The organism is Amycolatopsis sp. FDAARGOS 1241, assembly GCF_016889705.1.
GTDB lineage: Bacteria > Actinomycetota > Actinomycetes > Mycobacteriales > Pseudonocardiaceae > Amycolatopsis.
Genome location: NZ_CP069526.1, coordinates 3559766 through 3577650, shown reverse-complemented (window position 1 = coordinate 3577650; position 17885 = coordinate 3559766). Strand labels below are relative to the sequence as shown.

Annotated in this window: 13 protein-coding genes; 1 reads left to right on the top strand and 12 read right to left on the bottom strand. The window is 72.3% G+C overall.

Annotated elements, in window-relative coordinates; genetic code table 11:
* Positions 1-119: 119 nt before the first annotated feature.
* The 10 genes from I6J71_RS17550 to I6J71_RS17505 all read right to left on the bottom strand — a co-directional run bounded on the left by I6J71_RS17550 (position 120) and on the right by I6J71_RS17505 (position 13385).
* Positions 120-1256, bottom strand: a complete 1137-nt coding sequence (locus I6J71_RS17550) for a hypothetical protein (RefSeq protein WP_204095682.1) — start codon at positions 1254-1256, stop codon at positions 120-122.
* Positions 1253-3499: a xanthine dehydrogenase family protein molybdopterin-binding subunit gene (locus I6J71_RS17545; RefSeq protein ID WP_204095681.1), complete on the bottom strand. Its 2247-nt coding sequence runs from the start codon at positions 3497-3499 to the stop codon at positions 1253-1255. The genes I6J71_RS17550 and I6J71_RS17545 overlap by 4 nt, the downstream gene beginning before the upstream one ends.
* A complete protein-coding gene (locus tag I6J71_RS17540) occupies positions 3496-4488 on the bottom strand; it encodes a xanthine dehydrogenase family protein subunit M (protein WP_204095680.1) in 993 nt (330 codons plus the stop codon). Before I6J71_RS17540 ends, I6J71_RS17545 begins: the two co-directional genes overlap by 4 nt.
* 1 nt (position 4489) lies before the next feature.
* Complete coding sequence (locus tag I6J71_RS17535; protein ID WP_370542159.1) at positions 4490-5026, bottom strand: (2Fe-2S)-binding protein; 537 nt, start codon at positions 5024-5026, stop codon at positions 4490-4492.
* Between the two features lie 153 nt (positions 5027-5179).
* Positions 5180-7930 (bottom strand): LuxR family transcriptional regulator, encoded by a 2751-nt coding sequence (locus tag I6J71_RS17530; protein WP_204095678.1) that lies wholly within the window; start codon positions 7928-7930, stop codon positions 5180-5182.
* Positions 7931-8236: 306 nt separating this feature from the next.
* Positions 8237-9109 (bottom strand): NAD(P)-dependent oxidoreductase, encoded by an 873-nt coding sequence (locus I6J71_RS17525; RefSeq protein ID WP_204095677.1) that lies wholly within the window; start codon positions 9107-9109, stop codon positions 8237-8239.
* Entirely contained in the window at positions 9106-10170 is a 1065-nt protein-coding gene (locus tag I6J71_RS17520) for a zinc-binding dehydrogenase (RefSeq protein ID WP_239154955.1), read from the bottom strand. Before I6J71_RS17520 ends, I6J71_RS17525 begins: the two co-directional genes overlap by 4 nt.
* Positions 10167-11147, bottom strand: coding sequence for a zinc-binding dehydrogenase (locus tag I6J71_RS17515; protein WP_204095676.1), 981 nt, complete (start codon positions 11145-11147; stop codon positions 10167-10169). Before I6J71_RS17515 ends, I6J71_RS17520 begins: the two co-directional genes overlap by 4 nt.
* 14 nt (positions 11148-11161) lie before the next feature.
* Positions 11162-12547: a Xaa-Pro peptidase family protein gene (locus tag I6J71_RS17510; RefSeq protein ID WP_204095675.1), complete on the bottom strand. Its 1386-nt coding sequence runs from the start codon at positions 12545-12547 to the stop codon at positions 11162-11164.
* Between the two features lie 58 nt (positions 12548-12605).
* Positions 12606-13385, bottom strand: coding sequence for an SDR family NAD(P)-dependent oxidoreductase (locus tag I6J71_RS17505; protein WP_204095674.1), 780 nt, complete (start codon positions 13383-13385; stop codon positions 12606-12608).
* A 190-nt stretch (positions 13386-13575) separates the two neighbouring features.
* On the opposite strand from I6J71_RS17505, the gene I6J71_RS17500 reads away from it, so the two are divergent.
* Positions 13576-14250 (top strand): cupin domain-containing protein, encoded by a 675-nt coding sequence (locus I6J71_RS17500; protein ID WP_204095673.1) that lies wholly within the window; start codon positions 13576-13578, stop codon positions 14248-14250.
* Between the two features lie 8 nt (positions 14251-14258).
* Here the strand turns inward: I6J71_RS17500 and I6J71_RS17495 are convergent, their stop codons facing one another.
* Both I6J71_RS17495 and I6J71_RS17490 read right to left on the bottom strand, forming a co-directional pair.
* Positions 14259-15338, bottom strand: a complete 1080-nt coding sequence (locus I6J71_RS17495) for an SDR family oxidoreductase (protein WP_204095672.1) — start codon at positions 15336-15338, stop codon at positions 14259-14261.
* Positions 15339-15370: 32 nt separating this feature from the next.
* On the bottom strand, positions 15371-17881 hold the full coding sequence (locus tag I6J71_RS17490) for an ATP-binding cassette domain-containing protein (RefSeq protein WP_204095671.1): 2511 nt from the start codon (positions 17879-17881) through the stop codon (positions 15371-15373).
* Positions 17882-17885 lie beyond the last annotated feature (4 nt).

Below are 17885 nucleotides of genomic sequence, written 5' to 3'. Positions count from 1 at the left end.
CTGCCCGGCCCACCGCAGCGGTGGTAGCCGTCGACGAACAGCCGCACGTCCGTGGGCACAGCTCGCTCCGCTCACATTCCTTCAGCACCAAGGGAAGAGGTGATCATCAATCACGATAGTCATGTTTCTTGACCACCTACGGATCTCCGGCCGAACGGCCACCGCCGGCCGATCGCGACGTGCAGGATCACCGAAGTACCGACGGCGTTGAGCGTGACGTGGCCGACCCAGTCGATCGCCGAACTTCGGCTCCACGCCAGCGAGTTCGCCACGGTCAGCAGGGCGAAGTGCAGCCCGGCGGCGACCACCAGCGTGAGCGCCAGGGATACCGCGCGTTCGAGTCCCGCCGGCCACCGCGCCGGGAACGCGTCCTCGAAGAGCATGCCGACGAGCAGACCCCCGGCCACGAAGTCCCCGGCCATCGTGGTCACGCCGGCCGGGGCGACGCCGAGCACGACCGCAAGCACGATGTAGGTCAGGATCCCGCCACCGAGGCTGACGACGTTGGCGCACGCGAACCGCACCCCCTGGCGCGGCACCAGCCGGAACGGCCACCCGCGCCACAGCACGAACAACCACACCTGCCAGGCCCCGACGCACGTGAGCACCGCGCCGAACTGGCCGCCGGTGAGCACACCGTGTCCCTCGCCGTGGAACGGTTTCCCACCCAGCAGCGCCATCCACAGCACGAGCGCGACCACCCACGCCAGCACCACGGAAGCCACGCCGCCGGCGATGGGTCCGAGGAACCGGCGCACCGGCCAGTGCTCACTCACCAGCGTCAGCTGCAGCATCGCCACGAACGCGGCACCGGCCAGCGGCATCGTCGCCGGGAACGTGCCGAGCTCCGCGTCGCGTGGGAAGGGGTCGAACACCGCGGCGAGCGAGAAGTGCCCCACCAGGGCCGAACCCAGCGCCGTGAACACCACCGCCCCGACCGCGATCAGCACGGTGTCCGCCCACCCGGCCCAGTCCGGACCGAGCCTGGTGCCGGGCCAGTCCTCCCACCAGAACGCGATCATCGCGACCACCGGCAGGGAGAACGTGACCAGCGGCGCGAACACCAGCAGCGACCCCTCCGCGCCACCGGCCGCGACGGCGAGCAGGACCGCCACCGGGATCACCAGCGACAGCCCCGCCACTCCGAGCCACGGTTGCCGCGCCCAGCGCGAAACCTCCGATCCCGCCGGCTCGGCCCGGCGGTGCCGGTCCCGCCGGCTGATCGCCGGTCTTCGGGCGTTCGTGTTCGTCGTCACGCCCAGCTGTCCACCGGGTCCATCACCAGCTCGGCCGAAATCGGGAGCTCGCGGACGCGGCGCCCGGTCGCGTTGAACACGGCGTTGCCGATCGCCGCGGCGACACCGACCTGGCCGACCTCGCCGACGCCCTTCACGCCGAGGGTGTTGGCCACGTCGTCGGCGACGGACACGAACTCGACCTGCACGTCGGGCGCATCGGCGTTGACCGGCACGAGGTACTCGCCCAGGTTCCCAGCACCCCAGCGGCCGTAGCGCGGGTCCATGCGGTTGCCCTCCAGCAGGGCCTGGCCCAAGCCCCACAGGATGCCGCCCATGAGCTGGCTGCGGGCCAGCTTCGGGTTGAGCACCCGGCCGGGGGCAAACGCGCCGAGCAGCCGCCGCACGCGCACGAGCCCGAGGTCGGGATCCACAGCCACCTCGGCGAACTGGGCGCCGAACGTGAGCAGGCCGTGCGGCGTGTCCAGCGGCGGCGGGGTCCAGCTGCCCAGAGCCTCCACTTCGGACAGCCGGTGCCGCTGCATCAGGTCGCCGTAGTGCTCGCCCTTCGCGGTGTCGCCGCGCAGCTGCATGCGCCCGGCAACCGCCTCGACGTCCGCCGGGTCCGCCCCATGCAGCGGCGATGCCTCGTCGGCCACGGCGAGTTCGATGAGCTGGCGGCGCAGGTTCGTCGCCGCGTCGTGCACCGCGGCGCTGATCATGCCGGCCCCTGCGGACCCAACCGCGGAGCTGACGTTGGGCAGATCCGTCGAGCCGCCGTGGAACCGGGTGTCCGCGAGTGGCACCCCGAGCGCGTCGGCACCGACCTGGGTCATCGCCGTGAGCACGCCGGTGCCGAACTCCTGCGTCCCGGCCTCGACCACGGCGCTGCCGTCGGCATAGAGCCGGGCGCGGGCGCGCTGCGTCGGCATGAACAGCGGCACGGGGTAGGCGGCCGACGCCATGCCGGTGCCGATCAGCCAGTTGCCGTCACGACGGCTGCGCGGCACCCGCGACGTCGCGTCCCAGCCGAACTTCTCCGCGCCGAGCCGCAAGCATTCGGGCAGCCCGTCGCTCGACCAGGGGTTGCCGCGGTCGTCGACGTCGGTGTGGTTGCGCAGCCGCAGTTCCACGGGGTCGACGCCGAGCTCCACGGCCAGCTCGTCCATCGCTGTCTCCAGCGCGAACGAGGCCGTGGACTCCCCCGGCCCGCGCATGAAGGTGGGCGTGAGCGTGTTGCCGCGGATCATCCGGTGCACGCCGCGGAAGTTGGGACACTTGTACAGCTGGGACGACACGCCCGTCGCCGGCTCGGCCCACTCGTCGAACGGCGAGGTGATCGAGAGCTTGCGGTGGTCGAGCGCGGTGAGCCGGCCGTCGCGGGTCGCGCCGAGCGACACCGTCTGCTCCTGTTCTTCGCGGTGGCCGTTGGACGTGTAGGTCTGCGGCCGGGTGAGCACGAGCTTCACCGGGCGGCCGACGTGGCGCGCGGCCATGGCAGACAGCGTGACGTGCGGCCAGATCATGGCCTTCGCCCCGAAGCCGCCGCCCACGAAGTTCGCGATCACCCGGACGTTCGCCAGCGGCAGGCCCAGCAGGTGCGAGACGGTGAGCTGGCTCGCCCGGATCCCTTGCGTGGAGTCGTAGATGGTCACCTGGTCGCCGTCCCACACGGCGGTCGCCGCCGTGGGCTCGAGGGCGTTGTGGTGATTGGCCGCGAACCGGAACTGCAGGTCGAGCCGGACCTCGGCGTCGGCCAGCGCCGCGTCGACGTCACCGCGCTCGGTGCGGCCCGGCATCAGGCCGCCGAAGAGCCGCTCGGCCTCGAACGCCTGGTCGCGGCCTTCGTCGATCGTCGTCGTCGAGGCCGTGCGCTCGTAGCGGACCCGCAGGCTCGCGGCGGCGTGCTGGGCGCGTTCGTGGCTGTCAGCGACGACGAGGGCCACCGGCTGCCCGAAGTAGTGCACCTGGTCGTCCTGCATCGGGAAGAAGCTCGCGCCCGGCGCGGGGCCGCCGACGAGCGACGGCAGCAGCTGCGGCCGGCCGACGATCTTGCCCAGGTTCTCGTGGGTCAGCACGGCCAGCAGCCCGTCGGTGGGGCCGAGTGGTTCGAAGCCCACGACGCGGCCGCTCGGCACCGTCGCGCCGACGAGCACCGCGTACGCCAGGTCTGGCACCACGATCTCCGCGGTGTAGCGCGCCGCGCCCGTCACCTTCGCCGGTCCGTCCACCCGGGACACCGGCTTGCCGATCGCTGAGGTCATCGTGCTTCTCCCGGGATCAGGGTGGTGAGACCGCGGACGATGGCCCGCTTGGCGAGCTCGGCCTTGAACGCGTTGTCGCGGCGGACGTCGGCGCCGGCGAGCTCCGCGGTGGCGGCTTCGACGAACTTCTCGCGTGTCGCGGGGCCACCGATCAGCAGCTGCTCGGCCCGGCGGGCGCGCCACGGCCGGGTGGCCACGCCGCCCAGGGCGAGGCGCACGTCGCGCACGAGCCCACCGTCGACCTCGATCGCGGCGGCGACCGACACGAGCGCGAACTCATACGACTCGCGGTCACGGAACTTGAGGTACACCGAGTTGCGCGCGATCGGCAGGGCCGGCAGGTCGATCGCCTCGATCAGTTCACCGTGCGCGAGCGGGTGCTCGACGTGCGGCTGGTCCCCGGGCTCGAGGTAGAACTCGTCGATCGGGATCGCGCGGGAACCGTCCGGGCCGGTGGTGTGGACCACGGCGTCGAACGCGACCAGCGACACCGCCACGTCGGACGGGTGCGTCGCGATGCAGTGCTCACTCGTGCCGAGGATCGCGTGGCCGCGGTGCAGCCCTTCGAGGGCGGAACAACCGGAGCCCGGCTCGCGCTTGTTGCAGGGCGAGAGGTTGTCGCGGAAGTACGTGCAGCGCGTGCGCTGGCACAGGTTCCCGCCCATCGACGCCATGTTGCGCAGCTGTTCGGACGCGCCGAGCAGCAGCGCCTGCGACGTCGCGACGTAGCGCTCCGCCACCAGCGGATGCCGGGCGACGTCGGTCATCCGCGCGAGCGCACCGAGCCGCAGACCACCGCCGGGCTGCTCCTCGATGTCCGCCAGCGGAAGCGCGTTGATGTCCACGAGCAGATCCGGCCCGTGCACGCCGAGGCGGACCAGGTCGACCTGCGTGGTGCCGCCGGCGAGGAACGCGCTGTTCTCGTGGGCGGCGACGATTTCCACGGCGCTGCGCACGTCGAAGGCGCGAGTGTAGGACAGGGGACGCACGTCAGCCCTCCCGCTGCTGGTCGCGAACGTCGCGGATGGCCGCGCGGATGTTCGGGTATGCGGCGCAGCGGCAGATGTTGCCGCTCATGTACTCCGAGATGGACTCGTCGTCCTCGGCGTTGCCCTCTTCGAGGAGCTTGATCGCCGACATGATCTGCCCGGCCGTGCAATAGCCGCACTGGAACGCGTCGCGGTCGATGAACGCCTGCTGCATCGGGTGCAGCTCGCCCTCGCGCGCGATGCCCTCGATCGTCGAGATCTCGCGGCCTTCGCACGCGACGGCCAGCGTCAGGCAGCCCAGCACGCGGCGACCGTCGACCCAGACGGTGCACGCACCACAGGTGCCCTGGTCGCACCCCTTCTTGGAACCCGTGAGCCACAGGTGTTCGCGCAGCGCGTCGAGCAGGCTGACGCGGGGTTCGAGCTCGAGGGCGTAGTCGCGGCCGTTGACCGTCAGGATGACAGGTTCGGTGGCGGGGCCGCGAGGCCGCGTGGGCGTGTCCTGGGCCGGGCCGGCCTCGGGTACCTCGAGGTCCACGGAAAACTCCTCTTGAAACGACGGATGGAGACCGGCTCCGCTGGTGGCGGAGCCGCAGTCATCGTCATCGCGGGAGCGGCCGCGGTCCATCGCACGGACGTGCCATCCGCGAGCGTCCTCGTGCGGTGTGCACGACGTCGTTCGCGCACCACGTCAGGTATCGGCCTCGTGGACGATTTTCGCCAGGTCGCGGCGGGAGTTGATCCCCAGCTTCGCGAACGCGTTGCGCAGGTGGGAATTCACCGTGTGCGGGGAGAGGACGAGGCTCGCCGCGGCTTCGCGGTTGGTCGCGCCCTCGGCGATCAGTCGGACGACCTTGAGCTCCGAGCTCGTCAGGCTCGCCCACCCCGACTCAGGCCGGTCCCGGGTGATCACGCGCCGGGCCGCGCCCTTCTCGCCGAGGGCTCGGCCCACGCGGCGCGCGTCGGCGACGGCGTCGAGTTCGAGATAGGTGTCGAACGCGGTGCTGAGGTGACCGATGGCGGCGCGTTCGTCCAGTTCGCCGAGAACGCGGCCCGTGTCCTCGGCCGCCGCGGCGAACAGCAGCGGCCGCTCGGTGTCCCCCAGCAGCCGCGCGGCGTCCGCCAGCACCTGCGGGTCGCCCGCGAGCAACCCCGCCACATGCGCCGCGACCCCCTCGTACACCCGGATGCCCGGATTCTCCCGGTACGGCACGGTCGTCGCCTCCGCCGCGCGTTCGGCCGCCGCGAGGTCGCCCGCAGCGAGCGCCGTGCGCACGACCGCGACGTGGTAACCGAACTCGTGGGGCAGCAACGGAGGCGTGGGCGGCAGCGGGTCGTCGCCGAAGAACCGCAGCGCCCGCGTGGGATCGCCGCGGCGCAGTTCGCGTTCGGCGAGCACCCGCCGCGCGAGGCGCCGGACGTTCGGGCTCACGCCGCCCGACAGGCGCCGGGCCGCGCCGACCACGCGCCGCGCGAACTCGGTGTCGCCTTGGTGGGCGTAGAGCGCGGTCCACACCGAGAACCGGACGATGTCGTCGAAATCGCCGATGACCTCGCCTTCGCGCTCGCCGGCGATGGCGGCGAACTCCTCGCGGACCTCGCACAGCCGCCCGGCGGTCAGCGAGAGCAGTCCACTGAACTGTTGCCAGGCGCCGACGAACACGTCGGCGGACACCTGCCGCCCGCGGTTCACCGCCGTCCTGAGGACGCCGCGCGCGTCGGCGACCCGGCCGGCCGTGGCGAGCACGTCGGCGTGGTGGAACGGGACCATCTCCTGCCAGTCCTCGTACGGCGCGCCCCGCACCTGATCGGCCGCCGCCTCGACCCGCTTGAGCGCGGCGGTGATCCGGCCGTGCGCCGTGTCGACCGCGGTGAGGGCGAGTTCGGTGACGACGCGGGCCTGCAGGTCGTCGCACAGGTCCACGCCGGCGGCGCTCTTCTCCGCTTCGGCGGGCCGGCCGCTCGACACGAGGTTGTAAGCGAGCCACGCCTGGTGCCGCGCCCGCAGTACGGCCGGCAGACTCGGCAATTCGAGCGCGAGGAGGTTCTGGCGCAGCCGGTCGCCGGTCGGACGGGTGGGCATGCTCGTGACGCGCAGCCGCACCTCCGCCTCCTGCGCCGGGGGCAGCGCTCCCTTGAGCGCGTCGAGGCCGACGTTGCGGGCCTCCACCTCGCGGCCCGCCCGGTACAACAGGCGCACGGCGTCGGTGACGAGCGCCCACCGCATCGGGTCGTGATCGGGCAGCAGGCGCAGGGCACGTACGCTCAGCTCGGCCGCGCTCCGGGTGTCGGACACCGCGATGGCTTCGACGGCCTGGCGGACCAGCGCGACGGCCTCGCGATCGCCCACTTCGGCGCTGCCGGCCAGCTGCAGCGCGATCTCGGTCGGCGCCGCGCCGGCTTCGAGCAGCACCCCGGTGACCTCGCGCTGCAACGCGCGGCGCAGCGAACGCGGGGTCGCGTCCACGAGCGCCCGGCGGACGAGAGCGTGGCGAAACCGCAGGTGGTCTCCGTGCTCGACGAACAGGTCGGCCTCGAAGGCCTCGGCGACGCCCTCGATGAGCTCCGACGAACGCTGCCCGAGCGTCGCGGCCCAGTGGGCGACCGTGAAGTGCCGCGGCAGGACCGCGGCGACCCGGATCATGCGCTGGGTGGCCGGCGAAAGCCGCTTCACACGCCGCTCGACGAGCTGGGTGACCCGTGCGGGCAGCCGGTTCTCGGCCGGGGTGACGCCGCCTTCGGCTGTCGCCGGCCGGCCTTCTTCCCGCACACCGAGGCCGAGCGCGGCCAGCAGCGCGGGGTTGCCGCCGGCCTCGGTCCCCAGCTCCAGCAGGTCGGGCGCGGGCCGGACGCCGGCGATGTCGGCGAGCACGTCGGCCGCCGCCGGTTCGTCCAGCACCTCGAGGCACAGGCGACGAGCGCCGGCCGTCTCCAGCCACGCCACCGTCTCCGCGACGAGCGGCGCCGCACCGCCCGGAGTGACGGCGAAGACCCAGAGGACGGCCGGGCCCGGGACCAGCCGCCGGAGCCCGGCCAGCGTTTCGCGGTGGGCGTGGTGGAGGTCGTCGATGAGGATCGCCAGGGGCTCGCCCGTCGCTTCAAGCGCCCGCGCTGCTTCCCGCAGGACCTGCTCCGGCGAGTCGAGAGGCGCCCCCGTGAGCACGTCGCCCTCGGCCAACGCGGAAAGCAAGGCGGCGAAGGGGTAACCCTGCTGGCCCTCGAGCGCCGCGCCGGCCGCCGTCCGGACGCCGGCGCGCCGCGCCCGCACCCGGATCTCGGCCAGCAGGCGGCTCTTCCCGATCCCCGGCGGACCCTCGACCACGAGGGCCCCGCCGACTCCGCGCCGCACCGCCGCAATTGCCTCGTCGGCGGCGGCGAGTTCGGCTTCCCGGCCTCGCGTGGGGCCGGGGTGCCGGTCGGGCGGGTCCAGTCTGCCACTCACTGTTCGTGGTGCTCCTCGTCGACGACGTGCGTGGTGTGCCGCATCGACTCGAAGCCCGCTCCGGATCCGCTCGCCACGCGGCGGCCGGGTCATCGCCCGGACCTGCCCGCGACGCGGCAGTCCCCCGACGCTAACAAGCAGCCCAGGGCCGCTCAAGGACCCCGGAGCCCGGGGTGACGTTCGGGCACTCATTCGTCACAACTCGGCTCTCGGGACCCACGCGCTCGCCGACCACCCGCCACCGACGACCAGCCGGCCCTCCGCCGCCGCGGCGGTGGAGGGCCGGAATCCGGGCGCTCACGAGGCTCAGGGTTCGCCGGCGCCGCCCGGCCGGTAGAGGTGCGCGAGCGTCGCCATGTCCTGTTGCCCCAGGCCGGCTGCCTGGGCACGGTGGACGACGCCGACGGCAGTGCGCACCGTAGGGGCGTCGAGGCCCGGGTCGGGGACCGCGTCGAGGAAGAGTTCGAGGTCCTTGCGGACCACGTCGACGGCGCAGGCCACCGGGGGCCGGCCCGCGGCGAGGAACGCGTCGCGCTTGTAGCCGACGAACGGCGCGGCGACGGCGGACGAGCCGATCGTGTCGTAGGCCGTACGCAGGTCGATGCCCGCGGCGACCGCCGCGCCCAGCACCTCGCCCAGGGTGGCGTTGAAGGTGTGCAGCAGAGCGTTGACGCAGAGCTTCAACGTGGCCGCGGTGCCGACCGGTCCGATGTGGATGGTCTGGCGGCCCAGGTGCCGCAGCACCGGTTCGGCGGCAGCCAGCTCGTCCGCGCCGCCGCCGAACATGATGGTCAGCGTGCCGCCGCGGGCGGCGCCGACCGAGCCTGAGACGGGAGCTTCGGCGAAGCGGAGCCCGCGGCCGGTCACCAACCCCGCGACTTCCCGCGACAGTTCGGGGCCCGACGTGCTCAGGTCGAGCACGAGTGCCTTCCGCGGCAACGCGTCGAGCACGCCGGTGACCACGGAGCGCACGGCCCGGCCGTCCGCGAGCATGGTGATTACCACGTCAGCGCCGCGCGCCGCGTCCGAAGCCGAGCGCGCGAGCCGCTCGGCCGGGATCCCCGCCCGCCGGCCCCGCGCCGGATCACGGTTCCAGCCCGTGACGTCGACGCCCTGGTCGAGCAGCCGCAGCACCAGCTGCGACCCCATCGCGCCCAGTCCCAGCACCGCGACCTTCACGCGCGCCTCCCGGGGTCGATGAGCACCTTGCCGTCCACCCCGCCGGCCGCGAGCCTCGCGAGGCCGCGGTCGGTGAGGTCCTCGAGCCCGATCACGGAATCGAGCAGCTCCGCGCCGAGCACGCCGCCGGCGAGGATCTCCAGCGCCGGAGCCAGGTCCTCGCCACAGACGTGCGCCACGGTCGAATCGACGGTGATCTCGCGCAGCACCAGGCCAAAGAGGTCGACCGAGGGTGCCTGCTTGGGCAGGCCGACAGCGAGCACCCGCCCGCCGTCGGTGACCATCCGCACCGCGTTCTCGAACTGCCCCGGCGCACCGCTCGCCTCGATCACCACGTCGGCGCCGCGGCCACCCGTCTGCTCGCGCACGGCCTCGACGACGTCGCCCGTCGCGTCGACCACCCGCGCGGCGCCGAGCCGGGCCGCGCGGTCCAGCTTGTCGCCGGGGAAGTCGAGCACCGTCACCTCGGCTTCGTAGAGGTGGCGCAGCCCCGCGAGCACGAACGACCCGATCGCTCCGGCTCCGATGACCACGACGGAGTCGCCAGGCCGGACTCCGGCCCGCCGCGCGGCGTGCAGCCCGACGGCCAGCGGCTGTGCCAGTCCGGCGTGGTCGAGGGAAATCCCGTCCGGGATCCGCCGCAGCATGCCGGCGGGCGCGGCGACGTACTCCGCGAGCCCGCCGGGCGCGTTGAGCCCGAGCGTGTAGTAGCGGCGGCACAGGTTGGTGCGGCCCTGGCCGCACCGGTGGCACTGTCCACACGAGACACCGGCACCGGCGGCCACCAGCTCGCCGGCAGCGAGCCCGGAGCCACCGGACACGACCTCACCGACGAACTCGTGCCCGATGATCATCGGCCCGAAGTGCCCGCTGCCCGGGTGGCGCCGCGTCAGCGGCACCATCTTCGGGCCGGCCGCCCACTCGGTGGCGTCCGAGCCGCAGATCCCGCTGCGCCGCACGGCGAGCAGCACCTCGCCCGCACGCGGCTCGGGCACGGGCACCTCCTCGATCCGGACATCCTGGCGGCCGTGGTACACGGCCGCGCGCATGGTGTCGGTCACCGCGTGGCCCCGAACTCGAGGTGCACCTTGATGTTGCGCGCAGTGTCGCGTGATGCGGCGATCGCTTCGGCCGCCCGCGAAACCGGGAATCGGCTCGTCACCAGCTCCGACAGGTCGAGCCCGGCGCGGTCGAGGAACCGCAGCGTGTCCGGCCACACCCCCGGCGACCCGATGATCCCGCGGATGGCGAGCTCCTTCGACTGGATGAGGCCCAGCTCGGCGGGCGCGCTGCCGCCGACGTCGATGCCGACGTAGACGATCCGGGCCCCGTGCGCGGCGACCTTGAGCACATCGGCCATCACGGCGGGCCGGCCGGTCGCCTCGATCACCACCGTGCCTCCGACGCCGCCGGTCGACTCGGCGACCTGCTCCGCGATCGGCGCCGCTGCCGGGTCGAGCACCAGTTCGGCGCCGAGCTTCCGGGCGGCCTCGGCCCGGCCGGCCGCCGGTTCCACGGTGATGGTGCGGGCCCCGAGCGCCGCGGCGCCGGCGGTGACGCCGAGCCCGATGGGACCGGCGCCGAACACCACCACCGTGTCGCTGGCGTTGACGTTGCCCGCCTTCAACAGCGCGTGGTACCCGCAGCTGAAGGGTTCCACGAGCGCGCCGTCGGTGAACGACAGCGAATCCGGCAACCGGTGCAGCCACGCTGGTTTGGCGACGAAGAACTCCGCCGCCGCACCGCTGATCGAGAAACCGAAGTGATCGGCACCGATCACGCACTCGCCCACGACGCGGTCACCGGGCGCGAAGTCCGTGACGTCGGCACCGGTCTCGACGATCTCCCCGGACCACTCGTGCCCCGGGATGACCGGGTAGGAGAACGGGATGATGTACCGGCCTTCGAGCAATTCGATGTCCGAGTGGCAGATGCCGACCGACCGGGCCGCGACGAGCACCTCGCCGGCGGCGATCCGCGGCACCTCCAGCTCGTCGACGGACACCGCGTCCGCGGCGGTGAACCTCAGGGCTTTCATCGGGTGCGCTCCTTTCACGCGGTGGCTTCGCCGCGGCCGGCCGGCGTGTTCAGGTGGGACTGGGATTCGCGCGCGGTGGCGAGCGCACCGTTCACCCCGATGTAGCGGGGTCCGGCGACGAGCAGTTCCTCGGCCGGGAACTTGGTGATGACCTCGCAGCCCTCGGGGGTCACCACCAGCTCCTCCTCGATCCGCGCCGCGCCGACGCCGTCGGCCGAGGGCCAGTACGTCTCGAGTGCGAAGACGTTGCCGACCTCCAGCACCTCCGGGTGGTCCAGCGAGACCAGGCGGGAGAAGATCGGCTTCTCCCAGATGGACAGCCCGACGCCGTGCCCGTACTGCAGGCCGAACGCGGCTTCCTCGTCGGGAAAACCGAACTCCTGCGCGGTGGGCCATACCGACACGATGTCCGCCGTCGTGGCGCCCGGACGCACCAGCGCGATGGCGCGGTCCATGTACTCGCGGGCCCGCACGTAGGCGTCGCGCTGCGCGCTGCTGGCCGAACCGACGGCGAAGGTGCGGTAGTAGCAGGTGCGGTAGCCCTGGTGGCTGTGCAGGATGTCGAAGAACGCCGGGTCACCGGGCCGGATCAGCCGGTCGGAGAACACGTGCGGGTGCGGTGAGCAGCGCTCGCCGGAGATCGCGTTGACACCCTCGACGTACTCGGAACCGAGGTCGTACAACGACTTCGAGACCAGGCCCACGCATTCGTTCTCCCGCACCCCAGGGCGCAGGAACCGGTAGAGGTCGTCGTAGGCCGCGTCGACCATGGAGCACGCCTGGGTCAGCAACGAGATCTCGTCGGCGGTCTTCACACGCCGGGCCTCCATGAAGACCTGCTGCCCGTCGGTGACGGTGACGCCCGCGCGCTGCAGGGCCGCGAGGATCGGCAGTTCGATCACGTCGACGCCGAGCGGTTCGCCGAGCAGGCCGAACTTCTCCAGCTCGCGCTTGATCTTGGCGGCGACCTCGTCGGCGATGCCGGCGTCGGGGTGGAACGCGCCGCGCAGCGTCGAGATCCCCGCCCGGGCGCCGGATTCGGCGCGCGGTCGCACGGCACCGTGGTGCGGCGCGTGCGGGTCGGCGTCGGCTTCGGCCGTCGTGGTGGCGAGCCACGGGTTGTAGAGCTGGTGGTGCTTGGCCGCGGACCCGAAGTCCCACACGATGGGATCGCTGGTGCGGGTCACCAGCGCGAACCGGATGAGCTTGTCCATGGCCCACGTGCCGATGTGGGTGGCGGACATGTAGCGGATGTTCGAGAAGTCGAACGCGAGCACGGCCCCGAGGCTCGACTTGTCCAGCTGTTCGCGCAGGCGCTGCAGCCGCTGCGTGCGCAGGCGGTCGTGGTCGATCCGGGTCTCCCAGTCGACGGCGTTGGGTCCGAACGTGGCGATCGGCATGAGTTTTCCTTTCCCCCGCGGCGGCGGACCGCCGGGAACGTGGACGAGCGGGGTGTCCTCAGACGAGGACCATCCCGCCCTCGATCGGGATCACCTGCCCGGTGATGTAGTCGGAGTCGGGGCCGGCGAGGAACACGGCCGTGGGGATCAGGTCATCGGGTTCGGCCGGGCGGCCGAGGATGATGTCGCCGGACATCGCGGCGAACCCGGCGTCGCCCTCCCCGATGCGCTCGAGGTCGCGGTCGAGCTTGTCCCACAACGGGGTCCGCACCACGCCGGGGGCGAAGGCGTTGACGGTGACGCCGTGGGTGGCCAGTGCCCGCGCGCCGGACTGGGTCAGCGAGATCACCGCCGCCTTGCTCGCGCAGTAGGGCGCGAAGCTCGGGAAGCCCTGCCGCCCGGCGATCGAGGAGGTGTTGACGATCTTGCCGCTCGTCCCCTGCCGGATGAACTGCCGGGCGGCCTCCTGGCTGCCGAGCACGACGCCGAACGCGTTGACGCGGAAGATCCGCTCCCACACGGCTTCGGTGATGTCGAGGAACTTCTCGGGCTCGTTGAACCCGGCGTTGTTGAAGTACGCGTCGAGCCGTCCGAACTCGCTCACGGCCAGCTCGATCGCCGCACGCACGTCTTCGCGTTCGGCGACGTCGACGCGCCGGTGCACGGCACGCCCGCCGCTGTCGCGGATGGCCTGCGCCACCGCGGCGGCCTCGGGTTCGTCGCGGTCGGTGACGACCAGCGCCGCACCCTCGGCCGCCATCCCGCGGGCGAGGGCGGCGCCGATCCCCCGGCCCGCTCCGGTCACCACCACGGTCCTGCCGGTCAGCCGATCAGCCATGACCACGCTCCTCTCGTCGTATCTCTGGCGTATCTCTGGCGCATCTCTGGCGTTTGCCCACGCTGAACAGCCGACGGCCCCTCGGGGTGTAGTGCAGGTCGCACCCGAGCTTGTGTACAGCCCCAGCGCACGAACGTATGATCGAGTGAACAGTCGGCGATGGCGCCGTGAACGGAACGGGAGCGGCACCGTGGACGACCGGATCGGTCCTGCCCTGCGCGAAGCACGGGTCAGGCAGAAGCGCACCCTGCGCGGCGTCGCGCTGGCCACGGGACTCTCGGCGAGCCTGCTGTCGCAGGTCGAGACCGGCAAATCGCAGCCGTCCGTGAGCACGCTCTACACACTCGTCAGCCATCTCGGCCTGTCGCTGGACGAACTGCTCGGCCTCGACGTCGGCGGCCGCGCCCCGGCAGCGAGCGAACCGGACGTGCTCGAGACCACCATCCAGCGCGCGGCCGACAACCCGGTGCTGGACATGGACAACGGCGTGCGCTGGGAACGCCTCGCGGTCGACGACCCGAGATCCGTGGAACCGCTGCTGGTGACCTACCAGCCCGGCGCGAGCAGCTCCGCCGACGGCGGTCTCATGCGCCACGCGGGCAGGGAACACGCTTACCTCCTCGACGGTGAGCTCACGCTGCGGTTCGAGTCGGCCGACCACGTCCTGCGCGCCGGCGACTCGGTCTCCTTCCGCTCCGACCGCCCGCACCTCTACGTCAACCACACGTCCGCACCCGCGCGGGGCGTGTGGTTCGTCGTCGGCCGCACCGGCTCGGGCCGGCCACGCGAGCGGATCGCCGGCCCGCCGGCCGAACTGCTGCGACTGCTCGACGGCGCGCGCCCGGTCACCAGCGACGAGCGCTGACCCGGCGGTCACCGGTCCGCCGCGGGCGGGATGATCCGCTCCGCGCGCAGAGTCTCGAAGAGCCGGGCGAACGAGTCGAGCGTGCTGGTGTAGCCCGTGAACCCGGCCTTGCGGCTCTTGCTCAGGTCGGTCAGGCACTCGATGGGCCGCCCGAGGTCGCTGTCGGTGTGCCACCACGACGCGACCCGCGCGACGTCCGGCTCCCGCAACCCGTGGCGCTCGGCGATCCGCCGCCACACCGGGGCGGCGTCGGCCATCTGCTCCTCCAGCGGCGCGGGCTTGCCGTCGAACCCCGCCGCCGTGACGCCGAGCAGCTTCGCGATGCGCGGCCACATCCAGCGCCAGCGGAACACGTCGCCGTTGGCGATGTTGAACGCCTCGTTGCGCGCGTTCTCGGCCGTGGCCGCCCAGACCATCTGGTCGGCCAGCAGTCCGGCGTCGGTCATGTCGGTGACGCCGTTCCACTGAACCTCCGACCCGGGGAAGCGGAAGTCCCGCCCGGTTTCGCGGCACACGGCCGCGTAGACGGCCAGCGTCATCCCCATGTTCATCGCGTTTCCGACGGCGTGCCCGATCACCGTGTGCGCGCGGTGCACGCTCCAGGTGAAGCCGTGCCGCTCGGCGCCCGCGAAGAGCTCGTCCTCCTGCGCGTAGTAGAAGTTCGGCACGTCGAGGCGCGCCTCGTCCTCGTGGAACGGCGTGTCCGGCGTGACGCCGGCGGCGTAGGCCTCGAACGGCCCGAGGTAGTGCTTGAGCCCGGTCATCAGGGCCACGTGCCGCACCGCGCCACCGGCGGTGGCCGCCGCCAGCACGTTCCGTACGATGCCGGCGTTGACCTCGATGTTCTCCGCCTCGGTCGGGCGGCGCGACCACGCGGTGAGGAAGACGTGCGTCGGCGCGGTGTCCGCGAGGGCGGCGCGCAGCCCGGCCGGGTCCTCGAGGTCGGTGCGGACCGGCCGGACGCCGGGCAGGCCGGACTCGCTGCGCCTCGACACCCCGGTCACCGCCCAGCCGCGCTCGACCAGCCGCGTGGCCACCGCGGCCCCGGCGATGCCGGTGACGCCCACGACGAGTGCTGTTTCGCTCACTGTCTCTGCTTTCTGCTCGAACTTCGGTGCGGTCAGACCAGGGCCGGCGTCCGGCGGCGCACGCGCGTGTAGATCGCGGCGGCGATGAGGATGAGGATGCCCTGGAAGAAGTACTGCCAGCTCTGGCTCAGGTTGAGGAACGTCGTCGCGTTGAGCACTTCCTGGATCAGCGTCGCGCCGAGCAACGTCCCGATGAACGACCCGCGCCCGCCGGCGAGGCTGGCCCCGCCCAGCACGACCGCGGTGATGCTGGAGAGCGTGTAGCTCACGCCCTGCGTCGGGTCGCCGACACCGATCTGGGCCATCAGCAGCAGCGCGCCGAAGAACGTCAGCACCGCGCACCCGACGTAGGCGAGCACGTGGACCCGGTTGACCTTGACGCCCAGGCGGAGCGCGGAGCCCTCGTTCGAGCCGGCCGCGCGCAGGCCCCGGCCCCAAGCGGTGAACCGCAGCGCCAGCTCCAACGCGACCGCGACGACGACCGCCACGATGAACGCGACCGGCACGAATCCGACCGACACCGTGATCGCGTCCGTGACCGACGTGCTGATGAACCCGCCCTGGAACGGCCGCAGCAGCAAGGAGATGCCCTGCAGTCCGATGTAGAGGGTCAGTGTCGCGGCGACCGCCGTGAACCCGCCGAAGCGGATCAGCAAGCCGTTCAGCACTCCGGACAGCACGGCCACCGCGAGCATGATCACGAACGCGAGCACCACGAGCACCGGGGAATGGCCGTCGGTGACGAAGAACGACGCGATCACCACGAGCAGCCCGGCGAGCGGGCCGACGGACAGGTCGATCCCGCCGGTCATGATCACGATCGTCTGGCCCAGACTGATGAACGCGAGCGCCGTGAGCAGCGTCAGCAGCGAGGTGACGTTGAACGGCGCCAGGAACCGGACGTTGTGGGCGAAGGTGTAGCCCCCGAGCGCGAGGATCACCAGCGCGAGCACGAGGCTCGGCGCGTAGTCTCCCTTGGCCAGGTCCCGCACGCGTTCGGCCATCGGCGTCCGCGCGGGCCGGGCTTCGGGAGCCTTCTCGGCCTTCTTCGCCGGCGGCGTTTCGCCGCGGTGGGTGGTGGCGTTGACGACCGCGCCGGTGATCTTCTCCTCGGTCACCTCGTCGCCGGTGAGTTCGGTGACGACGTGCCCGCGGGAGAACACGACGACCCGGTCGCACAGGCCTTCCAGCTCCTTGGCGTCCGAGGACACCACGACGACCGGCACGCCGGAAGCGGCGACGTCGCGCATGATCGTGTAGATCTCCGACCGGGCGCCGACGTCGACCCCCTGGGTCGGCTCGTCGGCGAGCAGCAGCCGCGGCGCGGCGAGCAATGCCCGCGCCATCACGACCTTCTGCTGGTTCCCGCCCGAGAGCGCCATCACGTTCGTCTCGCGCGACGCGGTCTTCACCGAGAGCTTGGCCAGTTCGGCGTCCACTCCTGCCCGCTCGCGCTCGCCCGAGACCACTCCCCCGCCGGCAAACGACGGCAGCGCGCTCACCGCGGCGTTCTCCCGCACCGACATCGCCGGCAAGAGGCTTTCCCGATGCCGGTCGGCGGGCATGTACGCGGTCGAGCGGACGAGGGCGCGGCCCCGTAGCCGCACGCCGTCGAGCACGATCCGGCCCGTCGAGTGCCGCAGTCCGGCCAGTGCGCGCAGGAACTCGCTCTGGCCGTTCCCGACGATCCCGGCGAGCCCGACGATCTCCCCGTGGTGCGCCACGAGGCGTGCGTCGTGGAACCCTTCGCCGGACAGGCCTTCGACTGCCAGTGCCACCTTGGCGAGGGCCGGATCGGGGTCCTTCTCCGGGAACGTCGAGGCGAGTTCGCGCCCGACGATCATCCGCAGCATCTCGTCGTCGGTGAGGTCGGCGACGGCCGCGTGCCCGCGCGCCCGGCCGTCGCGCAGCACCGTCACCTCGTCCGCGATCTCGCGTACCTCGGCCAGGCGATGGGTGATGTAGACGACCGCCGTGCCGCGGGCGGTGGCCTGGCGCACCTGGTCGAAGAGGATCTCGGTTTGCTCCGCGCCCAGCGGTGCGGTCGGCTCGTCGAGGATCAGCACCTTGGGCTCCAGCGCGATGGCCTTCGCCAGTTCGAGCAGCTGCTTCTGCGCGACGCTGAGATCGGCCACGCGGTCCTGCAGCCGCAGGTCCGCGCCGACACGCCGCAGCAGTTCGGCCATCCACACCCGCGGCGTGCCGGCCGGCATCCGCTCGGCGGGTACCGCGAGGCGGATGTTCTCGGCGACCGTCATGTCGGCCACCACGGCCGGGTGCTGGTGCACGATCGCGATGCCGAGCCGGCTCGCGCGGTCGGTGGTCAGCGCCCCGATCGGCTCACCGGCCACCGTGATGGTGCCCTCGTCGGGCTGGGTCGAGCCGGACGCGATGCCCATCAGCGTCGACTTGCCAGCCCCGTTCTCGCCGAGCAGCGCGTGCACCCGGCCGCCGAAGACGTCCAGCGACACCTCGGCCAGTGCGCGCACGGGCCCGTAGCTCTTCGAAACCCCGGTGAGGCTCAGAGCCGCTACTTCGGTCATCGTC